14 protein-coding genes are annotated in these 15,312 nt (G+C 68.1%); 12 read left to right on the top strand and 2 right to left on the bottom strand.

Annotated elements, in window-relative coordinates; all coding sequences use genetic code 11:
• Entirely contained in the window at positions 1 to 1,260 is a 1,260-nt protein-coding gene (gene metX / locus AQZ59_RS03765; protein WP_062613287.1) for a homoserine O-acetyltransferase MetX, read from the bottom strand.
• Positions 1,261 to 1,563: 303 nt separating this feature from the next.
• Between metX and AQZ59_RS03770 the strand changes: the two genes are divergently transcribed.
• Positions 1,564 to 3,156: a C40 family peptidase gene (locus tag AQZ59_RS03770; RefSeq protein ID WP_152994717.1), complete on the top strand. Its 1,593-nt coding sequence runs from the start codon at positions 1,564 to 1,566 to the stop codon at positions 3,154 to 3,156.
• A gap of 116 nt (positions 3,157 to 3,272) precedes the next feature.
• Here AQZ59_RS03770 and AQZ59_RS03775 read toward each other — a convergent pair whose 3' ends face one another.
• Positions 3,273 to 3,800: an inorganic diphosphatase gene (locus AQZ59_RS03775; RefSeq protein ID WP_062613290.1), complete on the bottom strand. Its 528-nt coding sequence runs from the start codon at positions 3,798 to 3,800 to the stop codon at positions 3,273 to 3,275.
• An 87-nt stretch (positions 3,801 to 3,887) separates the two neighbouring features.
• On the opposite strand from AQZ59_RS03775, the gene dacB reads away from it, so the two are divergent.
• From dacB to AQZ59_RS03830, 11 genes are all read left to right on the top strand, one after another.
• Complete coding sequence (gene dacB, locus AQZ59_RS03780) at positions 3,888 to 5,285, top strand: D-alanyl-D-alanine carboxypeptidase/D-alanyl-D-alanine endopeptidase (protein ID WP_160326866.1); 1,398 nt, start codon at positions 3,888 to 3,890, stop codon at positions 5,283 to 5,285.
• A gap of 129 nt (positions 5,286 to 5,414) precedes the next feature.
• Positions 5,415 to 6,293, top strand: a complete 879-nt coding sequence (locus AQZ59_RS03785; protein ID WP_062613294.1) for a zinc-dependent metalloprotease — start codon at positions 5,415 to 5,417, stop codon at positions 6,291 to 6,293.
• Positions 6,293 to 7,333, top strand: a complete 1,041-nt coding sequence (gene tilS / locus AQZ59_RS03790; RefSeq protein ID WP_062613296.1) for a tRNA lysidine(34) synthetase TilS — start codon at positions 6,293 to 6,295, stop codon at positions 7,331 to 7,333. Before AQZ59_RS03785 ends, tilS begins: the two co-directional genes overlap by 1 nt.
• The gene (gene hpt, locus AQZ59_RS03795; protein WP_062613298.1) at positions 7,330 to 7,887 is read left to right on the top strand and encodes a hypoxanthine phosphoribosyltransferase; all 558 of its coding nucleotides are present in this window, start codon (positions 7,330 to 7,332) and stop codon (positions 7,885 to 7,887) included. Before tilS ends, hpt begins: the two co-directional genes overlap by 4 nt.
• A complete protein-coding gene (gene ftsH / locus AQZ59_RS03800) occupies positions 7,888 to 10,074 on the top strand; it encodes an ATP-dependent zinc metalloprotease FtsH (RefSeq protein WP_082661133.1) in 2,187 nt (728 codons plus the stop codon).
• Positions 10,071 to 10,631: a GTP cyclohydrolase I FolE gene (folE, locus tag AQZ59_RS03805; RefSeq protein ID WP_062613300.1), complete on the top strand. Its 561-nt coding sequence runs from the start codon at positions 10,071 to 10,073 to the stop codon at positions 10,629 to 10,631. The genes ftsH and folE overlap by 4 nt, the downstream gene beginning before the upstream one ends.
• A gap of 2 nt (positions 10,632 to 10,633) precedes the next feature.
• The gene (gene folP / locus AQZ59_RS03810) at positions 10,634 to 11,407 is read left to right on the top strand and encodes a dihydropteroate synthase (RefSeq protein ID WP_062613302.1); all 774 of its coding nucleotides are present in this window, start codon (positions 10,634 to 10,636) and stop codon (positions 11,405 to 11,407) included.
• Positions 11,407 to 12,354 (top strand): 2-amino-4-hydroxy-6-hydroxymethyldihydropteridine diphosphokinase, encoded by a 948-nt coding sequence (folK, locus tag AQZ59_RS03815; protein ID WP_062613304.1) that lies wholly within the window; start codon positions 11,407 to 11,409, stop codon positions 12,352 to 12,354. Before folP ends, folK begins: the two co-directional genes overlap by 1 nt.
• Positions 12,351 to 12,824 carry a DUF3180 domain-containing protein gene (locus AQZ59_RS03820; protein WP_062613306.1) on the top strand — a complete coding sequence of 158 codons (474 nt, stop codon included), beginning with the start codon at positions 12,351 to 12,353 and terminating at the stop codon, positions 12,822 to 12,824. The genes folK and AQZ59_RS03820 overlap by 4 nt, the downstream gene beginning before the upstream one ends.
• Before the next feature lie 281 nt (positions 12,825 to 13,105).
• Positions 13,106 to 13,603, top strand: coding sequence for a PH domain-containing protein (locus AQZ59_RS03825; protein WP_062613307.1), 498 nt, complete (start codon positions 13,106 to 13,108; stop codon positions 13,601 to 13,603).
• A complete protein-coding gene (locus AQZ59_RS03830; protein ID WP_062613308.1) occupies positions 13,600 to 15,306 on the top strand; it encodes a PH domain-containing protein in 1,707 nt (568 codons plus the stop codon). The genes AQZ59_RS03825 and AQZ59_RS03830 overlap by 4 nt, the downstream gene beginning before the upstream one ends.
• Positions 15,307 to 15,312 lie beyond the last annotated feature (6 nt).

Below are 15,312 nucleotides of genomic sequence, written 5' to 3' on the forward strand. Positions count from 1 at the left end.
TTATTGCACCCGGCGCGCGCGGGCGGGGAAGAGTGCGGGGTCGTCGAGGAAGTCGCGCAGGATGGCCGTGACCTGGTTGTTTTCGATGAGGAAGCCGTCGTGGCCGTAGGCGGAGTGCACGGTTCGCAGCGGGCGCGCGCCGGGGAGGGCGGCGGCGAGCGCGGCCATGTTAGCGGGGTAGAACAGCCGGTCTGAGTCGACTGCCACCACGAGTGCGGGCATGGTCAGGTTTGCGACGACGGCGGGGGTGCCGCCGCGGCCTCGCCCGATGTCGTGGGTGATCATCGACTGGGAGATTGTGAGATAGGAGTTTGCGTCAAAGCGGGCGGCGAGCTTGTAGGCGTGGTGATCCAGATACGAGGAGACGGCGTAGCGGCCGCCGGCGAGTGGATCTTCGCCCTCTTGGGGCGTGCGGCCGAAGCGCTGGTGGAGTTCGAGCGGGCTGCGGTAGGTAATATGTGCGAGCTCGCGGGCGAGGCCCAGGCCGCGGTGGGGGCCGGCGCCGTCGGGAAGGTGATAGTAGTCGCCGCCGTTGAAGGCGGGGTCGAGGGCGATGGCCTGATTTTGGGTTTTTTGGTAGGCGATCTGCTCGGCAGTGGTGGCCGGGCCCGCCACTAGCACGGCGATCGCCCCGCACATGCGCGGGTACGACGCCGCCCACTCCATCACCCGGTTGCCGCCGAAGGACGCGCCGGCGACGAGCGCCCAGCGGCTCACGCCGAGCCGGTCGGCCAAGAGCTTTTCCGCCGCACACATATCCCTGATGGTGATCTCGGGGAAGCGCGAGCCCCACGGCTTGCCGTCGGGGGCGATGGAGGCCGGGCCGGTCGAGCCCTGGCAACCACCCAGTACGTTGGGGCAGACCACGAACCAGCGGTCGGTGTCGATGGCTTTGCCCGGGCCGACGATCTCGTTCCACCAGCCGTCCGTGCCGTCCTTCGAGGTGGCGTGAGAGTCGCCCGTGAGGGCGTGGCACAGCAGGATCGCGTTCGAGCCGTCCGGGCTGAGCGTGCCCCAGGTCTCGAAGGCAAGCGTGACGTGGATTGTGCCGCCAAGCTCGAGGGGAAGTGGGCCGAGGTCTGCGAACTGGCGCTCGCCGGGCTCGTCGCTGTCGCGCCAGGCGCCGGTGGCCGGCAGGGGCTTACGGGAGAGGGGCGGGTGGTAGCCGGTGTCGAAGTCCGCCACGGGGGCGGCGTCGGTGACGGGCGTGAGCGGCGGGTAGCCCACAAGGAAAGGCGGGTAAGAAGCGTCGGGTGTCATGGAGGTCCTCATCGTAGATCACGGGCATGTCAAGGGCACCCGCCAGGAAGGGGCCGGTGCCCGCTCTACATTCGCTTCATGCCTCCACCATAGGGCGCGCCCGAAAGGGGCGCAACGGGATGACGCGGCATGAGACAGCGGCAAGATCGCGGGCGTGTGACAGTTGTTAATGGTGAGAATGAAGTAAATAAAGTGAATTGTGATTCTCGTGTTTCATTTTGTAACGAATGGGTATACGGTGGTGGGTGAAAACGCGTTGTCAAGCCGACACGCCCGCACGCATCACACATATGGAGGTGGCTGGTGGCACGTAAGTCACTGGTAATGCTCTCAGCCTTCGGGTTGGCATGGTCCTTCGCGCTACCCGCACAGGCAACTCCCATCTCGGGAAACGACATCGAGGATTCGTACGCTGCGCAAGAGCAGACCGCTCGCTCGCTGGCCGATCTCGAACTGGAGTTGACGCGCCTGGCACAGGAGTCGGACGCCGCCACGGCCGCTGCCGCCGAGGCGGAGGCTGCCTCGATCATCGCGCAGTCGGATCTGTCAGACGCGATCTCCGAAGCGATCGCCGCTCAGGAGAAGGCAAACGCTGCGAATGATGACCTGCAGGTCGCGCGTCGTGAACTCGGTTCTGTCTCGCAGGCGATGTACAAGAATCAAGCGGGCGAGGTCACGCAGTCCTACTACCTCTTCGGTGCGGACTCGATGGAGGACGCGAATAAGCGCTCGCAGGTCTTCGGCGCGGTGGCGAACTCGGTTGACTCCAGGGTGCAGCGCTTCCAGGCGCTCGAGGAAGTGGCGCGTGTGCTCCAGGAAGAGGCCGACGCCGCCGCGGAGGCCCAGACCAAGGCCGCGGACGAAGTGACCGCCAAGGCCGACGCCGCGAAGGCCGCCGCCGAATCCCAGAAGCAGATCCTCGCCTCGGCCCAGGCCCAGCGCGATGGCCTGGCCTCGGAGCTAGCCGCACGTCGTGGTACCACGGAGGAGCTGGAGCGCGCACGCCTCGCCCAGCTCGAACAGGAGCGTCAGGGCAAGGCGGAAGCCGCCGCGAACCTCGTGCGCGCCCGGGCCGAGCAGGTCCGCCAGGAGCGTGCCACGTCGGACGCTCAGGCCGCTGTCGACCAGTTGGCCACCAATGCTGCTGCTGCCGACGCCGCCGCGAACGCCGCCGAGAAGGAGGCCCAGCGCCTCGCCGAAGAAGCGAAGAACTCCTCGGGTGCGGGCAAGGCCAACACGGAGAAGGCTGCCAAGGAGGCCGCTGACTTCGCTGCCGCCCAGCGTGCGCAGGCTGATCGCATCGCCGCCCAGAAGGCCGCCGCCGAGCAGGCCCAGAGGATCGCCGCGGAGAAGGAGGCGGCCGCTAAGGCTGCTGCCGAAAAGGCCGCGGCGGAGAGGGCCGCGAAGGAGGCCGCTGACAAGGCGGCACGCGAGAAGGCGGAGAAGGAGGCGGCTGCCAAGGCTGCCGCTGAGAAGGCGGCTAGAGATGCCGCCGCCAAGGCCGAGAAGGAGGCCGCGAACAAGGCCGCCCAGAACGCGCCGACGTCGGGCTCGGGCCAGGCCCTGGTCAACTACGCACGCCAATTCGCCGGTGTCCCGTATGTGTGGGGCGGCGTCTCGCCCACCTCGGGTTGGGACTGCGTGGGCTTCGTGTGGTATGTCCACCAGCGCTTCGGGGTGACCACCCCGCGCCGCACTGGCCAGTCTGTCACCCAGTTCTGGGGCGCCTACCGCCAGGTGCCGGCCTCCCAGGCCCAGCCCGGTGACGTCATGTGGTGGCCCGGCCACGTGGGAATCTACACCGGCAACGGCATGCACATTGCCGCCTGGAACCCGTCGATGGGCACCCAGGAGCGCGCGGTGTGGGGTAACCCGATTTACCTGCGCGTCCGCTAAGAACCATCCCGTCAAGGAACACGCCTAGAAGAGGAGGCCACCCCAGCCGGGGCGGCCTCCTCTTCTAGGCTTTGCGGCTTTCCGGGCTTTGCTTCTTCGCTCAGCCCCGGCGCCTGCTACTTCATGTTGTCGGGGTGGATGTTCGGGTTGTGCTCGTAGTAGCCGGTGTCGATCGCGCGCTGGAAGGAGGCGCGGATCTCCGCCTCGGTTTCTTCGCGGCCCACCCAGTGGGCGCCCTCCACCGACTTGCCGGGCTCCAGGTCCTTGTAGACCTCGAAGAAGTGCTGGATCTCGAGGCGGTGGAATTCGGAGATGTCCTCGAGCTCGGTGCGCCAGGATGCTCGCTGGTCGCCCGTGGGGACGCAGACCACCTTGTCGTCGCCTCCCGCCTCGTCCTTCATGCGGAACATGCCGAGCGCGCGGCAACGGATCACGCAGCCGGGGAAGGTGGGCTCGTCGAGGAGCACGAGCGCGTCGAGCGGATCGCCGTCTTCGCCGAGCGTGCCGTCGATAAAGCCGTAATCGTCAGGGTAGCGGGTGGAGGTGAAGAGCATCCGGTCGAGCCGAATGCGGCCGGTCTTGTGGTCCACCTCGTACTTGTTGCGGTTCCCCTTCGGGATTTCGATGGTGACGTCGAAGTCCATTACTCTCTCCTTCGCTGTTGAACTGACCACCATTCTAGCCCGCGGTTTGAACATTTTTGCGTGTCATTGCGGCTTTCGTGCGCACATGTGTCCACGCGCTGCGCCTGGGTGTGGGAAGATGGCAAGGTGTGGAAGAGAGTTGTTGCGGCGCTCGCGGTGATCTTGGCCTGTACCTACGTTTTCGCTGATGCCTGGGACCTTGCCCCGGGCCCGCTCACCACGAAGCCGGAGCCGGCCCACCCGTTGCCGTATCCGACGTTGGATGCGGTGGTGGCGGAGGCCCCGGAGGTTGAGGAGTCGGATGCGAGCGCGCCATCGGGCGACGCCGTGGCCTCCCTCATCTCGGCTTTGGCAAACGCCGAGTCGAATACGGGCCAGACCTCGGTGATTGTCACGGATCCACGCACGGGCGAGGTGATAGCCTCCTACAATGCGTCGCGTGCGGCCACGCCGGCGTCAAACATGAAGCTGGTGACGGCCCGGGCGGCGCTCGACGTGCTCGGCCCCGAGACCACCCTGCCCACGGTCGCCGCGCTGTCCGGCAACACGCTCTACCTGATCGGCGGGGGCGACGTGCTCCTCACCGACGGCGCGGGCGATCCCACTGTGACCCGTGGCCGGGCGGGCCTGGCGGACCTCGCCGCGAAGGTGGCCGAGGCGCTCACTAGCCGTTCGGACGTCTCCGGGCCGCTCGAGCTCGTCGTCGATTCGAGCCTGTTCGAGGGCCCGCTTCATTACGACGACATCGAGGGCGCCGACCGGGGCTACGTCATGGAGCTACGCCCGATCGCCGTCGACCGCGGGCGCGTGCAGGGGATGGGCTACCGCCCGAACCCGGACCTGCTGGCCGGCGAGGCGTTCGCCGAACAGTTGCGGGCGGCGGGCGTCGAGGTCGGGGAGGCGAGCCGCGGGAAGGCGCCCGACAGCGCCGCCCTGTTGGCCCGCGTCGAGTCCGCGCCGGTACGTGACCTGGTGGACCTCCTGCTCACCGAGTCGGACAACTCGGTCTCGGAGGTCATGGGGCACCTGGTGGCGATCGCGAAGGGCAAGCCGGCCACGTTCGCCGGATCCTCGCAGGCGATCGCGGAGGTGCTGCGGGCGGCGGGTTACCCGATGGATGGCGTCGTGCTGGCGGATGCCTCGGGGCTGTCGGCGTCAAACAGGGTGACCGCCGAGCTGCTGACCTCGATTTTGCTTGACGTGTGGCGTTGCGAGGAGTGCCCGTTCGCCGCCCTGCCCGCGGGCCTGCCGGTGTCGGCCCTGGATGGCACGCTTCAAGACCGCTTCACCGGCTCGGACGCGGAAGGGCAGGTCCGGGCCAAGACGGGCACGCTCGTGCAGGCGACCTCCCTGTCCGGCTTCCTGCGCACGGAGGCTGGCTACCCGCTCATCTTCTCCATCCTGCTCGACCAGCTCGAGGAAGGCACCGCGCCCGGCTCGCGCGCGCTCATCGATTCTTTCGTGGCGGACCTCACGAAGTTGTAGCGGGCCCCGTGGCGGGCCGTGTTTCACGACGCCGTCCGCGCTGGTCGCCGGCCCGTGCCCGGGCGTCGTGGGTTTGCGCCTTGAGCGACTTTTCTCGCGAGTGTCGGAGGGGCACATTACCCTTGAGACATGATTGATCACAGCAAGGTTCACCGGGCTGCGCGCGTGCTGTCGGGCGGCGGTCCGGAGGTCAGCCCAGCCAAGGCTCGCGCGCTCGTCACTGACCTGCGCGCGCAGGCGAAGCGCGCCCCGGGTATCGTCGCCTCCGTCACGGGCCTGGCCGAGGCGGCCGAGCACGCGGCGGCGGTGGAGGTCAAGGTGGTGGACCGAGCCACGTGGGCGAGTGCGGGCGCGGTGTCGATTGAGAACATGATCCCGGGTCGGGACGTGGTGGGAACGCTCGAGGGTACGGTGGTGTTCTCGGCCGTGGCCGCAAAGGTGCTCGGCCAGTTCGATCCGTTCTCGGAACCGGAGCGCCTGTACCTGGTGGCGCCGAACGTGGCCGCCTTCCGCATGAACTTCGATCTGGACCGGCGGGATTTGTGTCTGTGGGTGGCCGTCCACGAACTCACGCACGCCACCCAGTTCGCCGCGGCCCCCTGGCTCAAACCTGAGTTGGCGAAGCGGGCCGGGCAACTGATGGACGCCTTCAACTCAAATGCGGGGGTGGAGGAGGCGCTGGCGAACGTCACGGCCGTCATGTCGCTGCTCGAGGGGCACGCCGAATACGTGATGAACAACGTGCCCACCACGCGCATCCCCTCCCGCCAGCGCATCGTGTCTGCCATGGCGGCCCAGCGCGCGGGCAGCAACCCGATCGTGGCGTTCCTCGTGCGCAAGCTGGGCCTGGATAAGAAGACGGCGCAGTACGCGGCGGGGGAGACGTTCGTGAAGTACGTGGTGCGCGAGCGCGGCATGGAGTTTTTCAACAAGGTGTGGCTGGCGCCCGAGCATCTGCCCACGCCCGCGGAGCTGGCCGACCCGGCGGCCTGGATCGAGCGCATGTAATGTCCTTCCCGGCCCCTGCCCTCACCGCCGCCCGCCACGCCATGAGCGAGGCGCTCGCCCCCATCCCCGATGGGGGCTCGGTCCTGCTCGCCGTGTCCGGCGGCTCGGACTCGATGGCGCTGACGAAGGTGGCAATGTGGGCCAGCGCGGGCCGGGTGGAGGTTCTCGCGGCCACGGTGGACCACGGGCTACGCCCCGAATCGGGGCGTGAGGCACTGGCGGTGGAACGGTACCTGAGGGGAGTGGTGGACACCCCGATTGCCACGCGCGTGGAGGTAGCCGCAGCGGGCGGGGACGGGCCGGAGGGCAACGCCCGCGCGGCCCGCTACGCCAGGCTGGCTGAGATCGCACGGGCCGGCGGGGAGCTCAAGGGGTGTGGCCCGCTCACCGTGGTCCTCGGCCACACGGCCGACGACCAGGCCGAGACGGTGCTCATGGGGCTCGGGCGCGGCTCCGGCACCCGCTCGATTGCGGGCATGGCCCGCCGCGGCCACCTGCCCGGCCACCCCGACGTGCCGATGGTCCGCCCCTACCTCCACCTGCGCCGCGGCGAGCTGCGCACGGTCTGCCGGGTGCTCGACCTGCCGTGGCTGGAGGACCCGTCCAACGATGTGGATGGGCCGTGGCGTTCGGCCGATGGCGGCCCGCTTCGCCGCTCGCAGATCCGCCACAAGGCCATGCCGGCCCTGGAGGAGGTGCTGGGCCACGGCGTCGTCGACTCACTGTGCCGCACGGCGCACATGGCGCGGGAGGACGACGCGGCGCTGTCGAAGATCGCGGAGCGGGTGCGGGCGGACGTAACTGGGCCGGAGGGGATCGACGTGCGAGCGCTGGCACGTGCCCCACGGGCGGTGCGAACCCGGGTCCTACGCGAGGCGGCGGGCGGCGTCGGGCGCCCTGGTGACATTGTTTACTGGCACATTGACGCGCTTGATAGGCTCGTGTGCGGGGCGGACAATAATCGTGAACTCGATCTACCCGGCGCCCATGCCTGCCGGCGAGCCAACCTTTTAACCATCACAAGAGCGGAGAAGTCATGAATCTTGAGGATTGCAAAGATGACGTGGTGAAGATCGTCGTCACAGAGGAGCAGATTAAGGAGCGCCTGGCCGAAATGGGAGCCCAGATCAGCGAGGACTACAAGGATGAGGACTCACTACTGCTCGTGGGCGTGCTGCGCGGGGCCATCATGGTGATGGCTGACCTGTCGCGGCAGATCTCCGTGCCCCTGCACATGGACTGGATGGCGGTCTCCTCCTACGGCGCCTCCACGAAGACGTCGGGTGTGGTGCGCATCCTCAAGGACCTGGACACGGAGCTGGAGGGCCTCAACGTCCTCATCGTCGAAGACATCATTGACTCGGGCCTCACCCTCGACTGGCTGCAGCAAAACCTCGTCACCCGCGGGGCGAAGTCGGTCAAGATCGCCACCCTGCTGCGCAAGCCGGACGCGGCGAAGGTCAAGGTGGACGTGGAATACGTCGGCTTCGACATCCCCAACGAATTCGTGGTCGGCTACGGGCTCGACTACGCCGAGGACTACCGCCACCTTCCCTTTGTGGGTGTCCTCGCTCCCCACGTGTACGGAGGTTAAATGTCTAATCGACAGCGACGCAGCCTGGAGGACTTCAACCGGAGGGGCCGCAAGGCCAAGCAGGGAGGCGATGCGGATGAAGGCCCGCGCTCGAAGCGCGAGCGCAAGGAACAGGAGGAGCGCGAGCGCAAGCAGCGGCGCATCTTCTGGGGGATCATGAGCGCCCTGACCGTGGGTGCCATGCTTATTTTCTTCTTCTTCAACCCCGCCGGCTTCACGCAGGTCAAGACCAGCGAGGGCCGCCAGATCCTGCAGTCGCAGTCGATTGAGCGCATCCAGGTTACCGACGGCAGCCAGATCGTCCAGATCTGGCTCAAGGATGACTACAAGCCCACCGACCTGGAGGGCAAGAAGCAAAAGCCCACGAAGAAGGTCCAGTTCCAGTACACGGACCCGGAGGGCGACGCGGTGCTCGGGCTTGTGCAGAGGGCGAAGTCTGAAAACGGGTACAACTCGATCGTGCCGCAGCAGTCGCTGCTGTTCTCCCTGCTATCCTTTATGCTGCCGATGCTGCTGATCGTGGGTTTGTTCTTCTGGATGATCCCCAAAATGCAGGGGCGGATGAACGAATTTGGCAAGGTCAAACGCGACGGGGTCGAATCGGACCTGCCGGACGTGACGTTTGCCGACGTCGCCGGCGTCGACGAGGCAGTCGAAGAGCTACGCGAGATCAAGGAGTTCATCGAGACTCCGGAGAAGTTTTACAAGATGGGGGCGAAGATCCCGCGCGGCGTGCTGCTCTACGGGCCGCCGGGAACCGGCAAGACGCTGCTGGCGAAGGCCGTGGCAGGCGAGGCCGGCGTGCCCTTCTTCCACATCTCGGCCTCCGAGTTCGTGGAGATGTTCGTGGGCGTGGGTGCCTCCCGCGTGCGTGACCTGTTTACGAAGGCCAAGAAGGTGGCCCCGGCGATCATCTTTGTGGACGAGATCGACGCGGTCGGGCGCAACCGCGGCGCCGGGATCGGCGGCGGCAATGACGAGCGCGAGCAGACTCTGAACCAGCTGCTGGTGGAGATGGACGGCTTTGACGAGCGTACGAACGTCATCGTCATTGCGGCCACCAACCGGCCCGACGTTCTCGACCCGGCGTTGCTGCGCCCCGGCCGCTTCGACCGGCAGATCGGCGTGGACGCGCCGGACCTGCCCGGACGCCAGGAGATCCTCAAGGTCCATGCCGACGGCAAGCCGTTGGAAGAGGGGGTCTCGCTCGAGTCGATCGCCCGCCGCACGCCCGGTTTCTCCGGAGCGGACCTGGCAAACCTGTTGAACGAGGCGGCGCTCCTTGCGGCCCGCCGCGGGCACACGAAGATTGATGAGGACGACATCGACGAGGCGATCGACCGCGTGATCGCTGGACCGCAGCGCCGCACCCGGGTGATGAACCCGAAGGAGAAGCGGATGACCGCCTACCATGAGGCCGGCCACGCCGTGGCCGCCGCGGCGCTCAACTACACCGACCCGGTCACGAAGGTGACGATCCTGCCGCGCGGGCGGGCCCTGGGCTACACGATGGTCATGCCCACCGAGGATCGGTACTCCACCTCTCGCCACGAGCTGCTGGACGAAATGGTCTACGCGATGGGCGGGCGCGCGGCGGAGGAGGTCGTGTTCCACGATCCCACCACGGGCGCCTCGAACGACATCCAGAAGGCCACCTCGGTGGCGCGCAAGATGGTCACCGAATACGGCATGTCGCAGCGGGTGGGGGCCGTGCGCCTCACGGCAGACGACTCCGATCCCATGACTCGGATGGGCGGCGGGCAGGCCCGCGAGCACTCCGATGACCTGGCCCGGATCGTGGACGAGGAAGTGCGCACCTTGCTCGACCGCGCCGCCCAAGAGGCATGGCAGATCATGATGGACAACCGCCACGTGCTCGACCGCCTCACCTCCGTGCTCCTGGAAAAGGAGACCGTGCTCGAGGGCGAACTCAAGGAAATCTTCAAGGACATCGTCAAGGCGCCGGCGCGCCAGCTGTGGCTGTCCTCGCCCGAGCGGCCCGTGTCCGACCTGCCGCCCGTGCCGCTGCCTGAGGCCCCGAAGGCCGACGACGAAGCCGAGGCTGGCGAGGGTTCTCATGCAGGGGCTGGAGACAGTGCCGACGCCGGCCAGGACAAGAACGCCGAGGACAGTGCCGAGGGCGGGCGGCCGTCGTCGGGAAGCGAGCCCGAAGGAGGAATCAAGTGAGCGTGGACGTTGAGCGTGTACAGGCCGCCGTCCGTGAGCTTCTCCTCGCGATTGGGGAGGACCCGGACCGCGACGGCCTGATTGACACCCCGGCCCGCGTGGCCCGGTCGTATGCGGAGATCTTTTCCGGCCTGGACGAGGACCCGGGCGAGCACCTGGAGAAAGTGTTCGACGTGGGGCATCAGGAGATGGTGCTCGTGCGGGACATTCCGGTGTATTCGATGTGCGAGCACCACCTGCTGCCGTTCCACGGCGTGGCCCACGTGGGCTACATCCCCGGAGCGGACGGCCGGGTGACCGGCCTGTCGAAGCTGGCCCGGCTGGTCGAGGGCTATGCGCATCGGCCACAGGTCCAAGAGCGGCTCACCACCCAGGTGGCGGAGGCGATCTACGAGCGGTTGGGTGCGACGGGCGTGATCGTCGTCGTGGAGGCGGAGCACCTGTGCATGTCGATGCGCGGGGTGCGTAAACCGGGGTCGCGCACGGTGACGTCGGCGGTGCGGGGCACGATGCACGATCCGGCCACGCGCGCCGAAGCGATGAGCCTAGTGAGGTAGCCATGAACATCATGGGAATTGTGAACGTCACGCCGAACTCGTTCTCGGACGGGGGCCAGTTCCTGGACCCGGGCGCCGCGATCGAGCACGGACGCGAGCTCGTGGCCGCCGGCGCCACGATCCTCGACATCGGCGGGGAGTCCACCCGCCCGGGAGCCGAACCGGTGGCCCCGGAGGACGAGTGGGCGCGGATTGCGGACGTGGTGGCGGAGTTGTCGGGCGAGGTGGCGGTGTCGGTGGACACCTACCACGCCAGCACCGCGCGCCGGGCCGTGGAGGCGGGCGCGGCGATCGTCAACGACGTGACCGGCGGGCAGGGCGATCCGGCCATGTTCGCCACCGTGGCCGAGCTCGGCTGCGACTACGTGCTCCAACACGGGCGGGGCAACGCCCGCACGATGAACGACCTGGCGTCCTACGGCGACGTGGTGGGCGAGGTGCGCTCCGAGCTGCTGGCTTCGCGCGATGGGGCGGTGGCCGCAGGGATCGCGCCGGAGTCAATCATCCTCGACCCGGGCCTTGGCTTTGCGAAGGTGGGCGATCAGGACTGGGAGATCCTGCGCGGGCTCGGCGCCTTCCTAGGCGAGGGGCACCGCGTGCTCGTGGGGCACTCGCGCAAGCGCTTCCTCGTGCCGTTTGCCGTCAACGACGAACGGGACGTGGCAACCGCCGCGATCGCGGCCTTCATCGCGGAGTCGGTGTGGGCGGTGCGCGTGCACAACGTGGCCGCCACGGCTACCGCGATCGGCGTGGCCCGCATGATGAAGGGCCTGTGATGGCCCTGTCGACGATCCGCCTCACCGGCCTGCGAGTCCGCGGCATGCACGGCGTGCTCGACTTCGAGCACGCCGAGGCGCAGGACTTCGTGGTCGACGTGGCGCTACACCTCGACATCTCGCGGGCGATTGCCACCGACGATGTCGCCCACACCATCAACTACGCCGAGGTGGCCGACATGGTGGTAGGCGTGATCGAGGGTGACCACGCGGACCTCATCGAGACCTTGGCCGGCCGCATCGCCGAGCGGGCGCTGGGCTTTGGAGCCGCGGGCGTGGAGGTGACTGTACATAAGCCGCAGGCACCGATCCCGCACGAGTTCACCGACGTGGCCGTCACGCTCGAGCGCTGGGCCCTGGAGGCCGGGTCGGCGGGCGATGGGCTCGCGGCCGGGCTGGCTGTGGCCCCGGGTGCCGGGGCTGCGGCACAAGCCGGCGGCCAGCTGTCGGCGCCGGCGGGCGCGGAGCGGGCCGTGATCGGCGTCGGGTCCAACCTCGATGCGGCCGGGCACGTGCGCGCCGCGATCGAGGAGCTGGGCGAGCTGGGAGTTGTCGTCGCGGCCTCGGGGCTGTATGACACCGCGCCGCGACTGGCGGAGGGCCAGGCCGGGCAGCCGGATTACGTTAACGCCGTGGTGCTGCTAGACACGCACCTATCGCCCCTCGAACTGCTCGACGCCCTGCAGGGGATCGAGGCGGCTCACGGGCGGGTCCGATCCGAGCGCTGGGGTGCGCGCACGCTCGACCTCGACATCGTCACCTATGCGGGCCTCGAACTCGACACCCCGCGCCTAACCCTGCCCCACCCGCGCGCCGCCGAGCGGCGCTTCGTGCTCGAGCCCTGGGCCGCCGTCGACCCGGGCGCGCGCCTCGCCGGCCACCCCGTCGTGAGCCTGCTCGCCGGCGTCGCCGACCAGCGGGTCCAGCCCCTGGGGGAGCCAGCATGAGCGAGAGCCCGAAGCTGCGCCCCACGTCGATCTCGATGTTGGTCGGGGCAGGGTTAGTCGCGGGGATCACGGTTTTTTCGCTGACGTCGGTGTTCATCCGCTCTGGCGCCAGCCCGGTGCCAGTGCCGTTTTGGCTGTTCCTCGCGCCGCTGGCGATCGGCGCGGTGGTGATCAGCCAGGCGTGGCTGGTGCGCCAGTACCGCCGGGGCAAGCGCCCGGTCGATCAGCTGTATGCCGCCCGGATCTGGGTGCTGACCCAGGCCACGTCGCGTGGCGGCACCCTGATGGCTGGCGGCGCGCTTGGCGTCGCGGTGGCCTACTATGCCGGTTCGGCGGTCTTCCTCACCGACAACGCGCACAACGCCCTCCTCGCCGGGATCGCGTCGATCATCATGACCGTGGCGGCGCTCGTTGGCGAGCGCTGGTGCACCTACGACGACCCGAGCCCCGACGCCGCTGCCAGCGCCTAGCCGTTCGCCGTGCTGGGGCCGCGCGCCGTGCTGGGGCCGCGAGCCGCGCCACGGCGTCGTGAGCAGGGCCCGCCCTGTCCAAATGCGGCACTAAACTGACAAATGCGGCACTACATAACGGGAAAGTAGTGTCGCATCTTGCGGTTTAGTACAGCTTCTGCGGGTAGGCCTCACACGGGCAAGCGACAGCAATCCTCCCGACCTCGGCCACGAGCTCGAATCCGCTGAGCCTCAGAGGCTAGGTGGACGGGGCCGGCCGCGCGGGCGGTAGAATGTCAGACATGAGACATCCACTTGCCCAGGACACCGTTTTCATCCCCTTGGACCCCGGATACACGAAGGTGCAGGCCATCCGCTGGTCGGTCGCCGTGATCGTGATCGTGGCGGTCGGCGCGATCCCCGGGATTTTGCTCGGGAGTGCGAGCTTCCCGGGCGTGCTGTGGTGGGTCGGCTTTGCGATCTGGGCGGTGGTGTGGCTGATCCAGGTCCCGTTCGCGCTGCGCCGGGCCCGCGCGTTCGGCTACGCCGAGCTGGAGGACGAGCTCCTCATCCGCTCCGGCATCATGTTCCATTCCGTGACCGTGGTGCCTTACGGCCGCATGCAGCAGGTGGAGGTGGGCACGGGTCCGCTGCTGAAGCGCTTTGGGCTGGGGTCGATTGAGCTGGTGACGGCGTCGGCGGGCTCGAATGCCTCCATCCCCGGGGTGGCGATTGAGGAGGCCGAGCGCCTGCGCGAGAAGCTGACCGCGCTGGGCGAGGCGAGGATGGAGGGCCTGTGAGCGACAAGCGTACGCTCGGCGAATCCGTGCCCGAGGGCGCGTGGCGCAAGTTCCACAAGGTGACCCCGCTGGCCAATGGCGGCGTGCTGTGGGTGGCGCTCGCGATTTTCCTGTACAACATCCTGCAGTCGTTGCTTGAAGATGGCGTGGACGAGCTTCGTGACGCCGCCTCCCACATCACCCTCATGTGGATCTTGATCGCGGCTGGGGCCCTGGTTCTGCTCACGATCGTGGTGGTCGTGTGCTCGTGGGTGGTGTGGCGCTTCGCATCCTTCGCCGTGGTCGACTCCGGCATCCACCACCGTTCCGGCGTCCTCATCAAGCGTCACAAGCATATGCGTTGGGATCGCGTGCAGAGCGTGGAGGTGGAGCAGAAGATCTTCGGCCGCATCTTCGGTTTCGGCTCGGTCAAGGTCGAGTCCGCGGGCTCCGACGAGGGCATCACGCTCGGCCTGCTCACCATGGCCGACTGCGCTGCCCTGCGAAAGGAGGTCTTGCAGGGCCTTGCCAACGCCCGCGCCGGCCGCCCGATTGGTCTTGCCAACGAAGCCGTCGCCCCAGCTTCCACCGCCCCCGCGGCGACCCCCGGCTCGGTGCTCGGCGGCCAGCCTGACGCAGGCCAACCCGGCGCCGCGAACCAAACGGGCGCCACCGACCACGCCGCGGGCGCGACGGGCGCTACCGGCGTCGTCGGACCTGATCACGCCGGCCTGCCGGGCCAGCCAGACGCAGGCCAACCCGGGGAGACCGGCCAGCCCGCCGCCACCGGGGCCGCTCCGGCGATCCCCATCTTTGACCCTGACGACACCGAGCTCGACCAGCTCATCTTCGAGATGCCCACCTCCCGCCTCATCGCCTCCCGACTGCTGAGCCCCACGTTCCTGTCGGTGTTGACGGTAACGCTAGCGATGCTGGTGGGCTCGATCTGGCTGGGGGAGACCCTCATGGCGGTGATCTTCCTGGTGGTCGGCTCGGCCTACACGTTCGTCAAATCCTCGCTGGGGCAGTACGGCACGAAGGTATACCTATCGGCGAACGGGTTGCGCGTGCGTGGGGGACTGACCACGCTCACCACCCGCTCCATTCCGCCGGCGCGCCTGCATGCCATCGAGCTACACCGCCCGATGCTGTGGCGTTGGAAGGACTGGTGGGAGGTCACGGCCACCCTGGCCGGCGCCGCCACGCTCGACACCTCCGGCGACACCCCCGGCTCCGAAATTATTATCCCTGCCGGCTCGCGCGAGGAAGCCCTGCGCGTGCTGTGGACCATGCTTCCCGACGCCGGCACCGCCGACGACGCCGGCCTCATCCGCGACGCCCTGGATGGGTCGGGCACGGGCCGCCACTTCCTGTCCTCACCGGATCAGGCCAAGTGGTTCGACCCGATTACGTACAAGTCGCGCGGCGTGTGCCTGACCCCGAAGGTAGCCGTGTTCCGGCGCGGGCGCTTCGGGCGGTGGGTCATGTTCGTGTGGCAGGACCACACGCAGTCGGTGAAGATGAAGCAAGGTCCGATCCAACGCCGTCTGGGCCTGGGTGAGATTGAGCTTGACCTGGTGTCGTTCGCGTCGGCCACGCACAAGAACATGGCGGTGTCCGATGTGGAGCGCATGGTGTGGGTGGAAAACGAGCTCAGCGCGCAGGCGCGGCACGTGGGCGTGAGCGAGTCGATCGACACCTGGCGGGAGCGCGTGGGAGTCTAGCTCAGC

It is taken from the genome of Trueperella bernardiae (assembly GCF_001469025.1).
Taxonomy (GTDB): domain Bacteria; phylum Actinomycetota; class Actinomycetes; order Actinomycetales; family Actinomycetaceae; genus Trueperella; species Trueperella bernardiae.